General features: G+C 48.8%; 11 protein-coding genes. 7 read left to right on the top strand and 4 right to left on the bottom strand.

Annotated features, from left to right (window positions below):
* Window positions 1-9 precede the first annotated feature (9 nt).
* Window positions 10-1,446, bottom strand: coding sequence for a glycoside hydrolase family 32 protein (locus tag E6P06_RS16570; protein WP_139935461.1), 1,437 nt, complete (start codon window positions 1,444-1,446; stop codon window positions 10-12).
* A 173-nt stretch (window positions 1,447-1,619) separates the two neighbouring features.
* Here E6P06_RS16570 and E6P06_RS16565 point away from each other — a divergent pair, with 173 nt between their 5' ends.
* From E6P06_RS16565 to rdrD, 4 genes are all read left to right on the top strand, one after another.
* A complete protein-coding gene (locus E6P06_RS16565; RefSeq protein ID WP_003020837.1) occupies window positions 1,620-2,615 on the top strand; it encodes a LacI family DNA-binding transcriptional regulator in 996 nt (331 codons plus the stop codon).
* Between the two features lie 574 nt (window positions 2,616-3,189).
* Window positions 3,190-5,904 (top strand): antiviral RADAR system adenosine triphosphatase RdrA, encoded by a 2,715-nt coding sequence (rdrA, locus tag E6P06_RS16560; protein ID WP_139935460.1) that lies wholly within the window; start codon window positions 3,190-3,192, stop codon window positions 5,902-5,904.
* Entirely contained in the window at window positions 5,904-8,606 is a 2,703-nt protein-coding gene (rdrB, locus tag E6P06_RS16555; RefSeq protein WP_139935459.1) for an antiviral RADAR system adenosine deaminase RdrB, read from the top strand. The genes rdrA and rdrB overlap by 1 nt, the downstream gene beginning before the upstream one ends.
* Window positions 8,607-8,617: 11 nt before the next feature.
* Window positions 8,618-9,355: an antiviral RADAR system accessory protein RdrD gene (rdrD, locus tag E6P06_RS16550; RefSeq protein WP_102190351.1), complete on the top strand. Its 738-nt coding sequence runs from the start codon at window positions 8,618-8,620 to the stop codon at window positions 9,353-9,355.
* A gap of 109 nt (window positions 9,356-9,464) precedes the next feature.
* Here the strand turns inward: rdrD and ychF are convergent, their stop codons facing one another.
* Complete coding sequence (gene ychF / locus E6P06_RS16545) at window positions 9,465-10,559, bottom strand: redox-regulated ATPase YchF (protein ID WP_003020818.1); 1,095 nt, start codon at window positions 10,557-10,559, stop codon at window positions 9,465-9,467.
* 115 nt (window positions 10,560-10,674) lie between these two features.
* Complete coding sequence (gene pth / locus E6P06_RS16540; RefSeq protein WP_003020814.1) at window positions 10,675-11,259, bottom strand: aminoacyl-tRNA hydrolase; 585 nt, start codon at window positions 11,257-11,259, stop codon at window positions 10,675-10,677.
* A gap of 274 nt (window positions 11,260-11,533) precedes the next feature.
* Here pth and ychH point away from each other — a divergent pair, with 274 nt between their 5' ends.
* The gene (gene ychH, locus E6P06_RS16535; protein WP_003020810.1) at window positions 11,534-11,815 is read left to right on the top strand and encodes a stress-induced protein YchH; all 282 of its coding nucleotides are present in this window, start codon (window positions 11,534-11,536) and stop codon (window positions 11,813-11,815) included.
* A 114-nt stretch (window positions 11,816-11,929) separates the two neighbouring features.
* Here the strand turns inward: ychH and lysC are convergent, their stop codons facing one another.
* Window positions 11,930-13,291, bottom strand: a complete 1,362-nt coding sequence (gene lysC / locus E6P06_RS16530) for a lysine-sensitive aspartokinase 3 (RefSeq protein ID WP_139935458.1) — start codon at window positions 13,289-13,291, stop codon at window positions 11,930-11,932.
* A 609-nt stretch (window positions 13,292-13,900) separates the two neighbouring features.
* On the opposite strand from lysC, the gene E6P06_RS16525 reads away from it, so the two are divergent.
* Both E6P06_RS16525 and E6P06_RS16520 read left to right on the top strand, forming a co-directional pair.
* Window positions 13,901-15,286, top strand: coding sequence for a diaminobutyrate--2-oxoglutarate transaminase (locus E6P06_RS16525; protein WP_032935444.1), 1,386 nt, complete (start codon window positions 13,901-13,903; stop codon window positions 15,284-15,286).
* Between the two features lie 15 nt (window positions 15,287-15,301).
* Window positions 15,302-16,765 (top strand): aspartate aminotransferase family protein, encoded by a 1,464-nt coding sequence (locus E6P06_RS16520; RefSeq protein ID WP_048240933.1) that lies wholly within the window; start codon window positions 15,302-15,304, stop codon window positions 16,763-16,765.
* Window positions 16,766-16,801 lie beyond the last annotated feature (36 nt).

The following is a 16,801-nucleotide window of genomic DNA, read 5'->3' as shown; positions in this document are numbered from 1 at the left end:
GACGGGTGGTTAATTGGCGGCGAGCGGCCAGGCATGCCCGTTATTAAAAATGGCATGTCCGTTCTGGCTAAATAAGGTCAGTTGGCGATCGTCCGGTTCAGGATAAATACGACTGCTAAGGGTGTACTCGCCGTGATTAACAAAGACTTCTACCGACGAACTATCGATAAATAGACGTAGGTCCAGCACATCATTGGCGGGCAGCGGTACGCTACGGCAGCCCGACAGGCCGTGTTGCGGATAGCGGCGTTCCAGCACCAGACGCTGTGCCTGGGTATCGACGAAGACGCGTAGCCCGTCACCCAGCGCGATGCCATACTGTTCAGCATGGCTGCGGGCGATATCGAGGCTCAGTTCGACTTCGAGAGCATGCGCCTGTTCTTCTATCATCAGGGTGCGATTGTTCAGGTCACTGACCGGCCAGACATGAAGCTGACCGCGTAATGTCTCCAGCTCTTTGACCGGGTTCATGCGCAGCCGCAGATCTGCATCGAGCGTCACTTCCCGGGGAAGAGTAAGCATGCCCGCCCAGCCGTCGGCCTGTTCTGGCATCGGCGACTCCCACATGGATAGCCAACCGATCACCACGCGGCGACCGTCCGGAGTGATAAATGACTGAGGGGCGTAAAAATCATGCCCGTGGTCCATCTCCTGGAAGGGTTGGGTAACGTGGAACTGATGGTTATCCTGCCATTCGCCGACCATATAGCCGCTCTGGAACAGGTTACGGTAATCGTATCCGTCCGCGGCGATGCCCTGCGGCGAGAACATGAAGACGAGTTTATTGTCCAGCGGGAAGAGGTCCGGGCACTCCCACATGTAGCCCATGCCGTCATCGGCCCTGCCGAGCGTGCTGGCAAACTGCCAGTGCTGTAGATCCTGCGAGCAATAGAGCTGTACTTCGCCCACGTCATCGACCCGGGCACCCACCACCATGTACCAGCTGTCTCCCTCTTGCCAGACTTTCGGATCGCGAAAATGGTGTACGCCTCGCGGGGTATCCAGAATCATGCCCTGGCGTTCAAAGTGAATCCCGTCGGTGCTGGTGGCCAGGCACTGTACCTGATACAGGTTTTCCTCTTTCGCCTCGCCGTCAAACTTGTGTCCGGTGTAGATAAGGGCCAGCTTATTGCCTTCAACCACCGCTGAACCGGAAAAACAGCCGTCTTTATCTTCCGGCCCTTCTGGTGCCAGTGCGATGGGTAAGTGTTCCCAGTTCACCATATCGCGGCTGCGCGCATGACCCCAGTGCATTGGTCCCCAGACCGGCTGCCACGGATAGTGCTGATAGAACGCATGGTAGTAACCATCAAACCAGGACAGGCCGTTAGGGTCATTCATCCAACCCGCCGGAGGGGCGAGGTGATAGCGCGGATACCAGCGCGGGTTTACAAGGTCTTTCTGCTGGTTTAAGGCTTCGTTGGCTTTGGAAAGTAGTGACGTCATTTGCTGGTCCCTGTAAGTGAATTGAGCAAAAGATAACGTTAACATTCTCGGTTTTCTCGCGAATTTGATGGTAACATCGATGTTAATCACAAAGGTTAACGTTAACATTTTGCGAGTGTTATCAAGATCGCATTTTCAGACCCGGCAGGATGAACGCCGTCAAAGGAGAGGGTATGGCATCTTTAAAGGATGTGGCGCAACGGGCTAACGTCTCGTTAATGACCGTATCGCGAGCGATTAACGAGCCCGAACGACTGCGGCCAGAAACCTATAAAAAGGTGATGGAAGCGGTAGATGCGCTGGGGTATGTCTCCGATCTCTCCGCGAAAAAAATTCGTGGCGCGAAAACCACGGCTAACACTATTGGGGTGTTAGCGCTGGACACCATGACCACGCCGTTTTCCGTGGAGATAACGCTCTCTATCGAAGAGACCGCGCGGGCGCACGGTTGGAATAGCTTTGTGGTGAATATGTTCAGCAATGACCAGCCAGAGAAAATGGTTGATCTGCTGTTGGCGCATCGCCCTGACGGCATTATCTACACCGCGATGGGGCTGCGTCAGGTTCCCGTGCCGGAAAAGCTGCATAAGTATCGCTGCGTGCTGGCGAACTGCGAAAGCATCAGTGGCCCTTTTCCCACCTATATTCCTGATGATGAGCAAGGGCAATACCTTGGCGTGAAAGCGCTGTTGGCCGCAGGCTACCGTCGGCTGCTGTGCATCCACCTGCCAAAAGGGATTGTGGCCACCGATCGCCGCCGGGCGGGAATGGAGCGCGCCTGTCGTGAAGCGGGTGTCGACCCTGATGCCATGTTCCACCACTATCTTCCGGCTGGCGAGAGTCACCATATTGATGCGGCGGAGATTGCCGGGCATTACCTGAGTGGCACGCGTCCGATGTTTGATGCGGTGGTATGCGGTAACGACCGCGTGGCTTTTGTTATCTACCAGGTCTTGCTGGGGCGAGGGCTGCGCATTCCGCAGGATGTTGCCGTACTAGGCTATGACAACATGGTAGGCACCGGCGAGCTGTTTTTGCCGCCGCTATCCACAGTACAGCTGCCGCATTATGAAATTGGCCGTCTCAGTGCACTGCATCTTATCCAGGGGCTCGATCACCGCGATACCGTGCGGGTAGACAGCCCCTGGCTTCCGCGCGCCTCAATATGAGTACGTTCACGTGGCAACTGCTGCTTTGCCAAAGTAGCTCAGCCTTTTTGGTCATCGTGTTTGGTGCCAACTTTCAGATGCACAACAGCGGGAACCACTGAGATGCTATGAAATAAAAAATCCACGCAATGGCGTGGATTTTATAGGTTTTTGTGATTCTTATGAGATGTGTTGAGATCTCATGAGACAACAAATTTTATTTAGACGTTGAGCTGTGATTAACAAGCTAATTATATGTTATTTAATGCTTTAATTCTTATTTGATGTTTTTATACTCATAAAAGTACTCATTTATATTGATGTTGATATCTGGGGCTAGTTACATCAACTCCGAACAATTTTTATTCATTAGGAGTGGTGCACTATTTTTTGTTTGTCAATGGTGATATGTCAATTGCAGGAGAGCAGGCCAAATTCACTCTTCTTTAGCAGAATATTGTTACGAACTAAGATAATTAGAATTTGAATTGTTTTGAGATTATTCTAATTGCCATCTTGATTTTATTTGTTTTTGCATCAAAATTCACAGTTTCACCTTCTGTTCCCCATCAAAAACGACCGTAAAGGGATTACTGTGAACACGATATACATACCATTAGACAGCGGAGAGTCTGCGGTCCTCAAGGATCCAGATACCTTACTTCCTCGTAAAATTTATGAGCAACTCGCCCAGTTCATTGGAAAGGCTGTTAAGGATGTTGATGAAGTACCGAAAAATTCAGAATCGTTTAACGAAACGCGCAGTCATAAGGCAATATCGATTGACGGTGAAAGAGGAACGGGTAAAACATCGGTACTAGTGAATTTAAGAGATTACCTGGAAAGTAATCATAAAGAGTTTGCGGGAGATATTCATATTCTCGATCCCATCGACCCGACTCTGCTTGAAGATGGTGAATCGCTGTTTTTACATATCATTGTTGCTGCAGTACTTCAGGATAAAAAAATTAAAGAGGCGCAAAGTAAAGACCTTGATAAATCGAGACTCTTTATCCAGAAACTTGAAAATTTAGCCAATGGCCTTGAATCCATTGACCTGCAACACAGTCAGCGAGGGATGGATAAAATCCGTTCCCTTTATGGCAGCAAGCATCTGGCAAATTGCGTTGAAGCATTTTTAAAATCCACCCTAGATTTAATTGGGAGAAAATTATTAATACTGCCGATTGATGATGTGGACACTTCGCTTAACCGGGCGTTTGAAAATCTGGAAATATTGCGTCGTTATCTTACATCTCCGTACGTATTGCCGATTGTGAGTGGCGATCGTCGCCTGTATGACGAAGTATGCTGGCGAGATTTTCATGGACGGTTGAATAAAGACTCATCTTATGAACGTAAAAAGTCTTATGATATCGCCAAGGAATTGGCTATTGAGTATCAGCGTAAAATTTTACCACTACCGCGTAGGCTGTGTATGCCCGCTGTGAGTGATTACTGGCAGCAAGACGGTATTGATGTCACTCTGGACAAAGACGGTATCCCTCTGCGTAACTTTATGGCGTGGTTGAAGATATTTATCACCGGCCCGGTGAACGGCCTTGAGGGCAGCGATTTACCGTTACCGATCCCGTCGATACGTGCCCTAACACAGTTTATTAATCACTGTGGTGATTTAATAATAGAACTTCCACCAGAACTTAAAAGTATGGATACTCCTCTTACTGTTCGCCGTTGGTGGCAGATGCCTGATGTTCCACGCCCAGTACTTGAAGCTTTTGCGTTGAAACACCGGGAGCTCAGTAAAGAAGCTAAGCGGGAGTATGCTGATGCCTATAAAGTCTTCAATGAAAAATATCTAGCATGGAATTATCAACATTCTCCAGTAGGAATGAAAAATAACGAAAACGGTAAATTAGTTGATGATATGTGTTGGATCAACAAGTTGCTGAGTTATTTTCAGTTCGAACCAAAAGCTGGAGCAGTCTATTTAACCCTTAAGGCTCAGCTAAATTGGGCTGAATGGAAAAATAGTAAGAATCGTAACAATTCGATATTTGATACCGTACTTTTCCAGCCCTTGCTTCAGGATCGCCCTGAATACGTCATTTTTAATGCAGGAGAAAGCTTGACCGATTGGGAGTCGCAATTATCTAAAAGCTTACCAGAAGGCTGGCTTTCGGTAATCAAGGGAAAAATGACAATTTTGCCTTATCCTATTGCAGAAACAGGTATTAACTCGGGGTTGAGATGGAAGTATTGGGAGGACGTTGAGAGCAATAACGCTAGTGAAGAATTGAATGATAAGGCAATTTTTCTTATTAGTGCTTTAACACAAAGGAATTTTTATACAAATGCAAAGCAGTCGATTGTTCTTAATATTGGTCGAATTTTTGAAATTATCATTGCCAGCTTGATCTCAGATCTGGATTTATCAGATCTGCAACGAATCTTACAACGCTCACCATTTTATTCTGCCAGCGCTCTTGCGCCAACTAAAAAATTAAAAATCAATGAGGCTGAGGGTGAAGATTCTGGAGGGAATGTGGATGATCTCGAGAAAGAAGAATCCTATGATCGTGAAGATAGATTAGAAAGTTCATTGGAGTATTTGTATGAAGATATTAAACTATGGCGAAAAGAAAATAATGTTGATAGATTAAAAATATCGCCTTGGATGGTATATAAGGTTTTTAACAAAGTATACAGTCAGGTCGCAAGTAATGCTATTGACCAAAAGGGTATGCAGGATATTACTAAGGCAATAAATATTGTAGGTCGAGTATTTTATTCAACTTGGTCGGCATTTGGTAGTTTTGAAAAAGGCGAGTTGTTCGGGTTACCAGACGTGGTAGTGACGACTAATATTAACTCCTCAAAAAATTTCTATCAACATGCTAATTTCCGTACCAACCTCGGACCATTTACCCCTGAACAGAATCTACAGCAAGGACCGTCAAGTCGGAGTGCTATGAATCGACAAGCTTTTGGTCAGATGAGTAGAACAGTCAGTTATGTTCTGAGTTCACATCCTCTCAAAAGATGGATCGATGAAGTATTATTAGCAGATTTAAAACAGCCATCAAAAAATCAGGATGATACGAGAAAAATAATAAACCAGAGAAAACTAACGAAAGCTCGGCGATTCATTATTGACAGATTAGGCATCGATGAGAATGAAAAGTTAACAAAAAAAATCATTAAAGAGCGGCTAACGGCATTGTACAAACCTCTAAAAGAAGCCGATCAATTTATCAATTCTGTAATCAGTGAGTTCTCTCATAGAGATCCAGCAGTGAGAATTCTGTTAGAGGCATACAGTGAAATTAACCTAAGTGGTGACAAATAATGTTAACCCGGTCGTTGAGTGAACATGCAACAGGGTGTTTCTTCACCGACGAGCGCCTGTCAAAGCGCTTTTGGGCGATCCTGTTATCGCCGCCGGATGATTTTACGACGTGGTCGTCATTGCAGGAGGAGTGCTACCAACTGCTCGTTGAGAGTATTGATAACCGTTATCCGCGCACTTATCGGTTGACCGACGTGCGCCAGCTAATGGGGAATATCTGTGATAATGGCTTGTTGACCAGCCCGGCACTGCCTTGGCTGGATGTCATTGCAGAACAGCTGCTGCTACGTAATGGTGATTTGCTCTACTACCGCGAGAATAAGGTACAAGACTATGTGCGGATAGCGGCAGAACTGGACCCGGCTCTGCTTGCGGGCTGGCGTCTTGGCGACTGGCTACAGCAAAGTCCTCCTCCGCGATTGTCAGACATCACCCGGGTGGTGATGGCGCAGAATCCGTTCTTCGCACCGCCTGCCAGCGCGGGCAAACCTTTTGCGGAGGGGCACGTCCATCTGGGCGGGGTGACGGCGGGAGATACCATCCTGGATGGTTATCTTTTTGAAGATCTTGAACTGCCAAAAAGCAAGAAAGCATCGCTGTGGGCACTTGAAGAGCGCGATGATTTAACGCCTCTGTTGGTTCGGGCAAAGTCACTGCTTTCCTTATTACTCTCCGATCGGTTTGAAACGGTTTTCAAGAAGTATGCAACCTTGAGTAACCCGATGACGAAAAGCCTGAGTCTCCCGGACTGGCTAATCCTCGCTAAAAAGAACCGAGGAACAGAAAACGTCAGTCCCGGCTGGCTGTTAGGCCAGCTGGCGCATGCCTCTGACCGAAAGCATCCTTCACGCTGGCTGTGGCTTCAGCTTTATCTTTGCCACACTTACCAGCTGAAAGACACCCATCCGCTTGAGCGCACGGCCATACTCTGCTTTTGGCTTACGGTTAATGCGCTTCGACGTCGCATTATTATGGACGGGCAGGGGCTTACGCGTTTTACCGAACGCTATTTCGGCGGTGCGCTGCGCTCGGGCAAGAAAACTGACAGCAGCAATATGCGTTATCTGTTTGCCGGCAAAGACGATATGGCCGAAGTAAAGGCATCCCCGACTGCTTTTGGCCATGAAATGGTGGCAGGTTTTTCCTCGTCGCTGCTCAAGACCCTTGGTGTACCGCTCGTTTCTCCACCGTATGTTTTTGGTGAACATGAAATTAAGCCAGACGAACGCGCGCTGCGCTACATTGAAGTGCTTGAGCACTGGCAATTTTGTGGGCATTTTTCACGCTCTAAAACGGCAGGCCGCGGTAAGCGACCAAAGGCTGATTTGCAGGCCAACTGGAAGGAGGCAGAGCGATTGCTGCAGAAGCTCTACAGCCACAATGGCTGGAATCATCCGATATTTTTAGGAGGGAAACGCAACCCGCACTTTCATTTTCAGCCGTCGAACTGGTTTCGGGGTTTGGATATTGCAGGGGATGAAAATGCCCTGAAAATTGCGGGTTTTGCACCGATGCTACGATGGCTGCGCAGCGGGCTTTATCCGGTGCCCGATGGGCTTCGCGCCAGTACGGGCTTTCATTTCAGCATCCATGCCGGGGAGGATTATGCGCATCCAGCGTCGGGGTTGCGTCATATCGATGAAACGGTGCGCTTTTGTGAGATGCGAGAGGGGGACCGATTGGGCCATGCGCTCGCGTTGGGAATTGAACCTGCGCTCTGGGCGAAGCGGCATGGAGAGATGATACTTCCGCTGGATGAGCATTTAGATAATCTTGTCTGGCAGTGGCACTATGCCACGGTTTTGTCGAGTTCATTGCCACTTGCACAGGCGGTATTACCGCTGCTTGAGCGGCGCATTGCACGTTTTGTCGCGCGTTGTGATTGGTGCAAGGAGAGACTACCTCAAATAGATTGTAGCGTGGCGGATAAACGAGCTAACGGTGATGAACCATCTCTAAAAAATATCACGACTGATACACTCTACCGGGCTTGGCTTCTGCGGCGTAATTGCTCGTATCGTCTCCGACAACTCCACGGTGGAGCGCCGTTAACCTCGCAGGAGAAATGCGCACTACCAGACTGGTCAACATTAAGTGATAAAGACAGTGTGGCGGCGAAGCTTTATCAGCAACGACACTCCAGACTGCTTGACGATCTCCCTCCACAACTGGTGGTTGTGCGGGTCGCGGATGAATGGAGTACACAGGAGTTGATTGGCCTGGGAACTCCCGGCAAACTGCGTCAGCGGATGAGTAGCGTTAAAGACATTATCCAGGATATTGATACACCAGTAGAACTACAGTTTATGCATGCATTGCAGGACTATTTGCTTGATCGCTATGATCGCAAAGGGTTAATTATCGAAACTAACCCAACATCAAACGTATATATCGCGCGATTTAAAAAGCACGTAGAGCATCCTATTTTTCGTTGGAATCCTCCGGATGAAGAACTTTTGAAACCTGGTGCTGAATTTAATCGCTATGGATTGCGACGTGGACCTGTCAGGGTTCTGATCAATACCGACGATCCAGGGATAATGCCTACGACATTACGGACGGAATTTTTACTACTGCGAGAGGCTGCTATTGAGCGTGGTGTCAGCCGTACGATGGCAGAATATTGGCTGGAGAGACTTCGCCTGTACGGGCTGGAGCAGTTTCAGCGTAATCATTTAAATGTATTTGAAGTTATTGACTAGAGGATTTTATCGTGAGTGGTACGTCGCCTGACTTAAAATATACGGATACCAAGGGGTTACAACCTAAGCTCCAAGACGAGTTGAAAATTTTACGGCAAAAAGAGCATATGTCGTATTGGCCTCGCTTTATGATACGTAGAATTTCGCTTTATGCTATTCCGTTTCTTATGTTCTTCACTTTTTTCTTTTGCTTAAGTTTGACGAAGAAAGTGGGGTTGGACAGAGTTAATGCTATGCTCGGAGCTCAACACGTACCAGCTAAAGGTTATCTACTCCTGATTGTTGGCTTTTTTACTGCGGTGTTGTTTGCACAATGGTGGTATTTTAACAGAGAATACAGTTTACAGTCTGCTAATAATGTGATTGAGATTCCTAAAAACAATTACAAGTTCGTTGCTCAGATTGTACTAGTTATTCCTTTTGTTTTTTTGTTTTTGTATATTTATAATACTGAATATAAGGTTTTTTATGGATTTCTTACATTTCTCGTTCTAACACTTTGCCCTTTGCTTATTGACCGCACTTTAGGATTAACTCGACAAAATGAGCGTTTTAAACTTTATATTAGAAGGTTAGAACGTTTCGATGAATTGAATCTTTTTCGGGAACAAATAAATATAGAATTCGATGAGTCCCACTTTCTTGACTATATGAAGCTTGTTGATGAAGCCGATCACAGTAAGAACCAAGATACGGTTAGCGATACATCTTATTTTATGACGTTGTTTGAAAACAAGCTAAAAGCGTAATCGGTTTTAATATCATTCTATGTGAAAAATCCACGCAATTGCGTGGATTTTATAAATTTTTTCGATTCTTATGAGATTCAGTGAAACCTCATGAGACAACAAATTCTATTTAGACGTTGAACAGGAAGTTCATGATATCGCCATCTTTGACGATATAGTCCTTACCTTCGGCACGCATTTTCCCAGCTTCTTTCGCACCTTGCTCACCTTTATAGGTGATGAAATCTTCAAACGCGATGGTTTGTGCGCGGATAAAGCCTTTCTCGAAGTCGGTATGGATTTTACCGGCTGCCTGCGGAGCCGTGGCACCGACAGGAATGGTCCATGCACGGACTTCTTTCACGCCAGCGGTGAAGTAGGTCTGCAGGTTCAGCAATTCGTAACCAGCACGGATAACGCGGTTCAGGCCCGGCTCTTCCAGACCCATTTCAGCCATGAATTCTTCACGGTCAGCATCATCGAGTTCTGCAATATCAGCTTCAACGGCAGCACAAACGGCAACCACAACAGAACCTTCGGCAGCCGCGATTTCGCGCACTTTGTCGAGGTACGGGTTGTTCTCAAAACCGTCTTCGTTGACGTTAGCGATATACATGGTTGGCTTCAGGGTCAGGAAGCTCAGGTATTTGATGGCCGCTTTGTCTTCGTCAGTCAGCGTTTTCAGCGCGCGCAGCATGCCGGCGTTTTCCAGCTGTGGCAGGCATTTTTCCAGCGCAGCCAGTTCTGCTTTAGCGTCTTTGTCGCCACCTTTTGCCTTCTTCTGCACACGATGGATAGCGCGCTCACAGGTGTCGAGGTCGGACAACGCCAGCTCGGTATTGATAACTTCAATGTCGTCAGCCGGATCCACTTTGTTATTAACGTGGATGATGTTGTCGTTTTCAAAGCAACGCACCACGTGGCCGATAGCTTCGGTTTCACGGATGTTCGTCAGAAACTGGTTACCCAGACCTTCACCTTTGGACGCGCCTTTTACCAGACCGGCAATGTCGACGAATTCCATCGTTGTAGGCAGGATACGCTGTGGTTTGACGATTTCGGCCAACTGATCCAGACGCGGATCGGGCATCGGGACAACACCCGTGTTCGGCTCGATAGTACAGAACGGGAAGTTTGCCGCTTCAATACCCGCTTTTGTGAGCGCGTTGAACAGGGTGGATTTGCCTACGTTTGGCAAACCGACGATACCGCATTTGAATCCCATGTTTAAATCACCTTAATCTTTTGATATTCAACCTGTTATGGAAAACAGATTGTAGAAATGTAAATAACTTTGCCTATTATACACAGCACGCGAGAAAAATGCCGCACATCACTGCTTATTGCGCTTTAAAGGTGTGTAACCGGCTCGTAGCTTTGGTCAGGCCATCTTTGAACAAAATCTCGGTACAACGTGCCGCTTCGTCAATCGCTTCATCAATTAACTTCTGTTCTGAAACAGGCGGTTTGCCTAAAACAAATCCGACAACTTTGTTTTTATCGCCCGGATGGCCAATTCCAACGCGTAAACGATGAAAGTTGGGGTTATTACCTAACTTGCTAATGATGTCTTTCAGGCCATTATGTCCGCCATGACCTCCGCCAAGCTTAAATTTGGCCACGCCAGGAGGCAGGTCTAATTCATCGTGCGCGACCAAAATTTCATCGGGGTTGATACGATAAAAACTGGCCATCGCACCGACGGCCTTGCCGCTAAGATTCATAAATGTGGTCGGTACCAGCAGACGGACATCTTCACCTTCAAGCGTTACTCGGGAGGTGTAACCGAAGAATTTCGGCTCATCGCGCAGGGGGGCGCGTAATCTCTCTGCCAGTAGATCGACATACCATGCGCCTGCGTTGTGTCGCGTTGCCGCATACTCTGCGCCGGGGTTCGCCAGGCCGACAATCAATTTAATCGCCACTTGTTTTGTCCTGAGTGTTTCGATAAACGACGTGTAGTTTACTGTCTGACGGTGCGCTTGACAAAAAACTGCGTGCTTATCGCCAAAAGCTGAATAATTGCACAAATGGACTATTAGAAAATGAGTATGTTCAGTGGCTTATTTGTAAAGTTTTGTTGCGTGAGTGTTTGTAATTGTGATCGCTCCCGCACTTGCGAACGGCAGTGTTGTCTATACTTTACACATAAGGATTAGGGGTATTCCCTGTAACAACCCAAAGTTCCGGAGGTGACACATGAAACGCAAAAACGCTTCGTTACTCGGTAACGTGCTCATGGCTTTAGGGTTGGTGGTAATGGTTGTGGGTGTGGGTTATTCAATTTTAAACCAGTTGCCGCAATTTAATCTGCCGCAGTTTTTCGCACATGGTGCGGTGCTCAGTATTTTTGTTGGCGGTATTCTCTGGTTAGCAGGTGCCAGAGTGGGTGGACACGAACAAATCAGTGACCGTTACTGGTGGGTACGTCATTATGACAAACGCTGTCGTCGTGGTGACACCAATCACCGTCATAACTAAATCCTCCCTCTGTTGAAAGGGCGGGGGTCAGAATGAAGAGCCTTGGTTATAAAACCAGGGCTCTGCTTGTTCATGATCATTGCTTAAACTGGATGCGACAGAATAAGAGAAGAATTATTCGAATAACCGGTAATGTAATGCTCTAACCGCGCTATCTGCATCGTCAGCCGGTAACAGGATGCACAGGTTGTCGTTCGATGCTCCATGGCAAATCATTCGTACCGTATGCTCTTCAAGCCAGGCAAAAACGTCTTTGCAAACTCCCGCAGCCTGTGTGAGTTGATTCCCCACCAAAGTGACCAACGCCAGCCCGGTTTCCACTTCTACACGACAGTGGGAGGATAATGCGGTAAACAATGCGGTGGTCAGCACATGGTCTTCACCTGAGGTTGCATGAGTGGCGTCCAGCACCAGCGCAATACTATTCTCTGAGGTTGTAACCAAATCCACCGTAACCGCGTGGCGAGCTAAAATGGCGAAGGACTGCGCCAGGAAAGAGCAGGAAGGTTGCTTCTCCAGACTGTGTAACCGCAACAGCGTCTGTTTACGACGCACGGCGATCGCACGATAGCGAGGTGGATTATCGGTGGTGTTGTGCACCAACGTACCTCCGGCGGCAGTATCCTTACTTGAGCCAACAAAGACCGGAATGCTTTTACGCATTGCCGGGAGTAGCGTAGCCGGGTGGAGGACCTTCGCACCGTAGGCGGCCATATCGCTGGCCTCGGAAAATGAGATATGGTCGATTCGTTTGGCCCGCGGTGCAATGCGTGGGTCGGTGGTGTAGATCCCTGCGACGTCGGTCCAGATGTCAACGCGTGTGGCGTGAAGTGCCTCACCGAGAAGCGTAGCCGTGTAATCACTACCGCCGCGTCCAAGCGTTGTGGTGTGTCCTGCGGCATCTCGCCCGATAAATCCCTGAGTCACCATAATCGCTTGCTCAAGACGAGGGCGCAGGTGAGTCTCCACCTGGTGGTGCAGTGTGCCAAGCTCGGGTTCGGCGCAGCCGAAGTTCGCGTTAGTACGCATCACGCTGCGGGCGTCAAACCACCCGGCCTCGGCCTGCCGTTCACGTAAGACTTCAGTAAACAGTAGTGAGGACATCAGCTCGCCATGGCTGACTAATTCATCGCTTAACGCATCAGACGGTGAAACCATCGCCATTTGTGCAAGACGATGTATGTTGTTGAGAAGATTATCGATTTCCGTGCTGATAACGGAAGGCTGCTTCAGGCGGGAAATAATGTTGTATTGGATGGCGCGTAAAGTCTCAAGCTTATCTAATTGTTGATGCGTTTCCAGACCTTCAGAAAGCTCGACCAGTAAGTTTGTCACGCCTGCTGAAGCAGACAAAACGACTAAACGGACATCTTGATCAGCAAGGACAATGCTGGCGCTTCGGTTCATCGCATCAAAATCAGCGACGCTGGTGCCGCCAAATTTGGCAACGACGGATGGTGGATAAATGCGAGTCATAACAATCTCATATCAGGGCGCCATAAAAGTATGGCTAGAAAATTTTCATTCTCGGCATAAGGGAACAAAGTTCGCCTTACGAAATGTCCGCCCGCGAACATTTCTGCTGACAACCCAGGGTATACCTGTTGTCGATAACGAGTGTCGCCTGTACGCGTTACCGGGTGCTGCGCATTAATTTTATTTACAAAGCCTGCAAATAAGCGCGCCATACTAAGTGATTTATATTAAGGGATCGACTTTTTTATTCGATTTATAGGCAAATAAGTGAAAAATCATGTCGTAACAAGAAAGTGCCTACATTATTAATGGTAAAAACGTGTAAAAAAAATAATAAAAACATGAAAATCTCATGGTTTTTATTACATTGTCTGCGTTGCAATTAGCGACAACATTGTTAATTAAATAGCTATATTTCTTTAGGGTTTAGTAATGGCGGATGGTCTTTGTGCTTTGATTTTTAAGGGGAAAGTTGTTATTTCCGATGCAGAAAAATAAATGATTGAGTCCTAAGCTAAAACAACATATATTAGCCGCGCTTTTTTACAGGTAATCCTTATAACCATTTATTCAATCAGGCGTTAATCTACACCTGGTTGTAGGAGTGATATGATGACGGATAAAGTCCGTATTGATACTTTAAGTGCTAATTCATTACCACAGAGCAATGATACCTTTTTAGCAAGACAGGCTGAGTTTGAATCTAATGTCCGCAGCTATCCACGTAAACTGCCATTAGCGATCGCTAAAGCGCAGGGCGTCTGGATTACTGATGTAGAAAATAATCAATATCTTGATTGCCTGGCAGGTGCCGGAACCCTGGCGCTTGGTCATAACCATCCTGAAGTGCTGCAGAGCATTCAAAGTGTCATCACAAGCGGCTTACCGTTACATACGCTTGACCTTACCACGCCGTTAAAAGATGAATTCTCATCATATTTACTTTCTTTATTACCGGGCCAGGGCAAAGAATATTGCCTGCAGTTCACCGGTCCGTCTGGTGCAGATGCTGTTGAAGCGGCGCTGAAGCTGGCGAAGAAAGTGACCGGCCGTTCCAGCATCATCAGTTTCTCCGGCGGCTACCACGGGATGACCCACGGCGCACTGTCCGTGACCGGCAACCTGTCGCCGAAAGAAGCGGTCAGCAATATGATGGCGGAAGTGCAGTTTATGCCGTATCCACATCAGTACCGTTGCCCGCTGGGTATCGGCGGCGACGCTGGCGTCAAAGCATTAACTTACTACTTCGAAAACCTGATCAACGACGTTGAAAGCGGCGTGCGTAAACCGGCTGCCGTAATCCTCGAAGCGGTGCAGGGCGAAGGTGGCGTGAATCCGGCTCCGGTCGAATGGCTGCAACGCATTCGTAAAGTGACTCAGGAACACGGCATTCTGCTGATCATCGATGAAGTTCAGGCTGGATTTGCACGTACCGGTAAACTGTTCGCCTTCGAACACGCCGGTATTGAACCTGATATCATCGTGATGTCCAAAGCGGTTGGCGGCGGTCTGCCACTGGCGGTACTGGGCATTAAAAAGCAATTCGATGCGTGGGCTCCGGGCCACCACACTGGCACCTTCCGCGGCAACCAACTGGCGATGGCGACCGGTCTGACAACGCTGAAGATCCTCAAAGACGACAAGATTGCCGATAAAGTTGCCGCCCAGGGCGAATGGCTGAAAGGCAAACTGACTGACCTGCAGAAACGCTACCCGGTTATCGGTCAGGTGCGTGGTCTGGGCCTGATGATCGGCCTGGAAATCGTGAAGCCGAACGAAGCGCAGGATCATATGGGTTGCTACCCGGCTGATGGCGAGCTGTCTGCGTTGCTGCAGAAGAAATGCTTCGAAAACGGGCTGATTCTGGAGCGTGGTGGCCGCAACGGCTGCGTGCTGCGTCTGCTGCCGTCTCTGCTGATCACCAACGCTGAGCTGGAAATTTTCCTCGATAAATTCGAAAACGCCCTGCTGGGCGCTGGCGTGAAGCCGGTTTAAACGGAGTTGGATCGAATGTCAGACGTAAACCCGATTCTGTCCGGCTCGGCGCAAAGCATCGCCGCCTATCAGGACGCTATCGAGCAGAGTACGCAAGCGGTCGTTGAATGGTTGAAGCAGCCTGAGATGTATCAGGGCAAAACCGTTGAGCAACTGCGTGAACGTATCAACCTGAATTTTACGTCTCAGGGCCTGGGCAACCAGGCCGCTATTGAGCGTGCGGTTGAATACTTTCTCAAAGACAGCCTGTTGGTTCACCATGCTCAGTGCGTGGCGCACCTGCACTGCCCAAGTCTGGTGATTAGCCAGGCGGCGGAAGTGCTGATCAACGCCACTAACCAGAGTATGGACTCCTGGGACCAAAGCCCGTCGGCCACGATCATTGAGATCAAACTGATCGAATGGCTTCGTGAGCAGGTGGGGTATGCGGCAGGCGATGCGGGCGTATTCACCAGCGGCGGCACCCAGAGTAACCTGATGGGCCTGATGCTGGCGCGCGACGCCTTCTTTGCTCGCCAGGGACATTCCATTCAGCAAGATGGTCTGACCGGTGATCTGAGCAAAATTAAAGTGTTCTGCTCTGAAAGCGCGCACTTTTCCGTGCAGAAGAACATGGCGTTAATGGGGCTGGGTTACCGCTCCGTCACCCAGGTGAAGACCGATGCGTTTTCACGCATGGATCTGGCTGACCTGAAAGACAAGCTGGTCCAGGCGAAAGCCAACGGCGAGCAGGTGATGGCCATTGTCGCGACGGCTGGCACGACAGATGCGGGCGCCATCGATCCGTTAGCGGATATTGCGACGCTGGCGGCAGAACATCAGATCTGGATGCACGTGGATGCGGCATGGGGCGGGGCGTTACTGCTTTCTGAGCAGTATCGTCACTTCCTCAACGGCCTTGAGCTGGCAGATTCCGTGACGCTGGATTTCCACAAGCAGTTCTTCCAGACCATCAGCTGCGGTGCGTTCCTGTTAAAAGATGCGCGCCACTACGAGCTGATGCGTTACCAGGCGGCGTACCTGAACTCTGATTTCGATGAAGAGGCTGGCGTACCAAACCTGGTATCGAAGTCGCTGCAGACCACGCGTCGTTTCGATGCGCTGAAGCTGTGGATGGGCCTCGAAGCGCTGGGCAAAAAGCAGTATGCCGAAATCATTGATAATGGCGTAACGCTGGCGCGTGATGTTGCTGAGTTTGTCAAAACCCAGTCGCATCTTGAACTGGTGATGGAACCACAGCTGGCAAGCGTGCTGTTCCGCTTCCGTCCTGAAAGCGATGATATGGCGTTCGTTGCGCTGCTGAACCAGCGTATTGGCGACGTGCTGCTGGCTTCCGGTAGCGCCAACGTCGGCGTGACCGAAGCGGATGGCATCACCTGCCTGAAGCTGACGCTGCTGAACCCGACGGTGTGCCTGGAGGATGTGAAAGTCCTGCTGGCCAGCGTTAAGGCAACGGCATTGAGCATTTTAAACGCGTAATTGCCTGGTGGCACTGCGTTTACCGGGCCTACGGGT

Source organism: Citrobacter sp. CF971 (genome assembly GCF_006385635.1).
Classification (GTDB): domain Bacteria; phylum Pseudomonadota; class Gammaproteobacteria; order Enterobacterales; family Enterobacteriaceae; genus Citrobacter; species Citrobacter freundii.
Note: the sequence above shows the minus strand (reverse complement) of the source record. Positions and strands in the feature narration are given on the sequence as shown.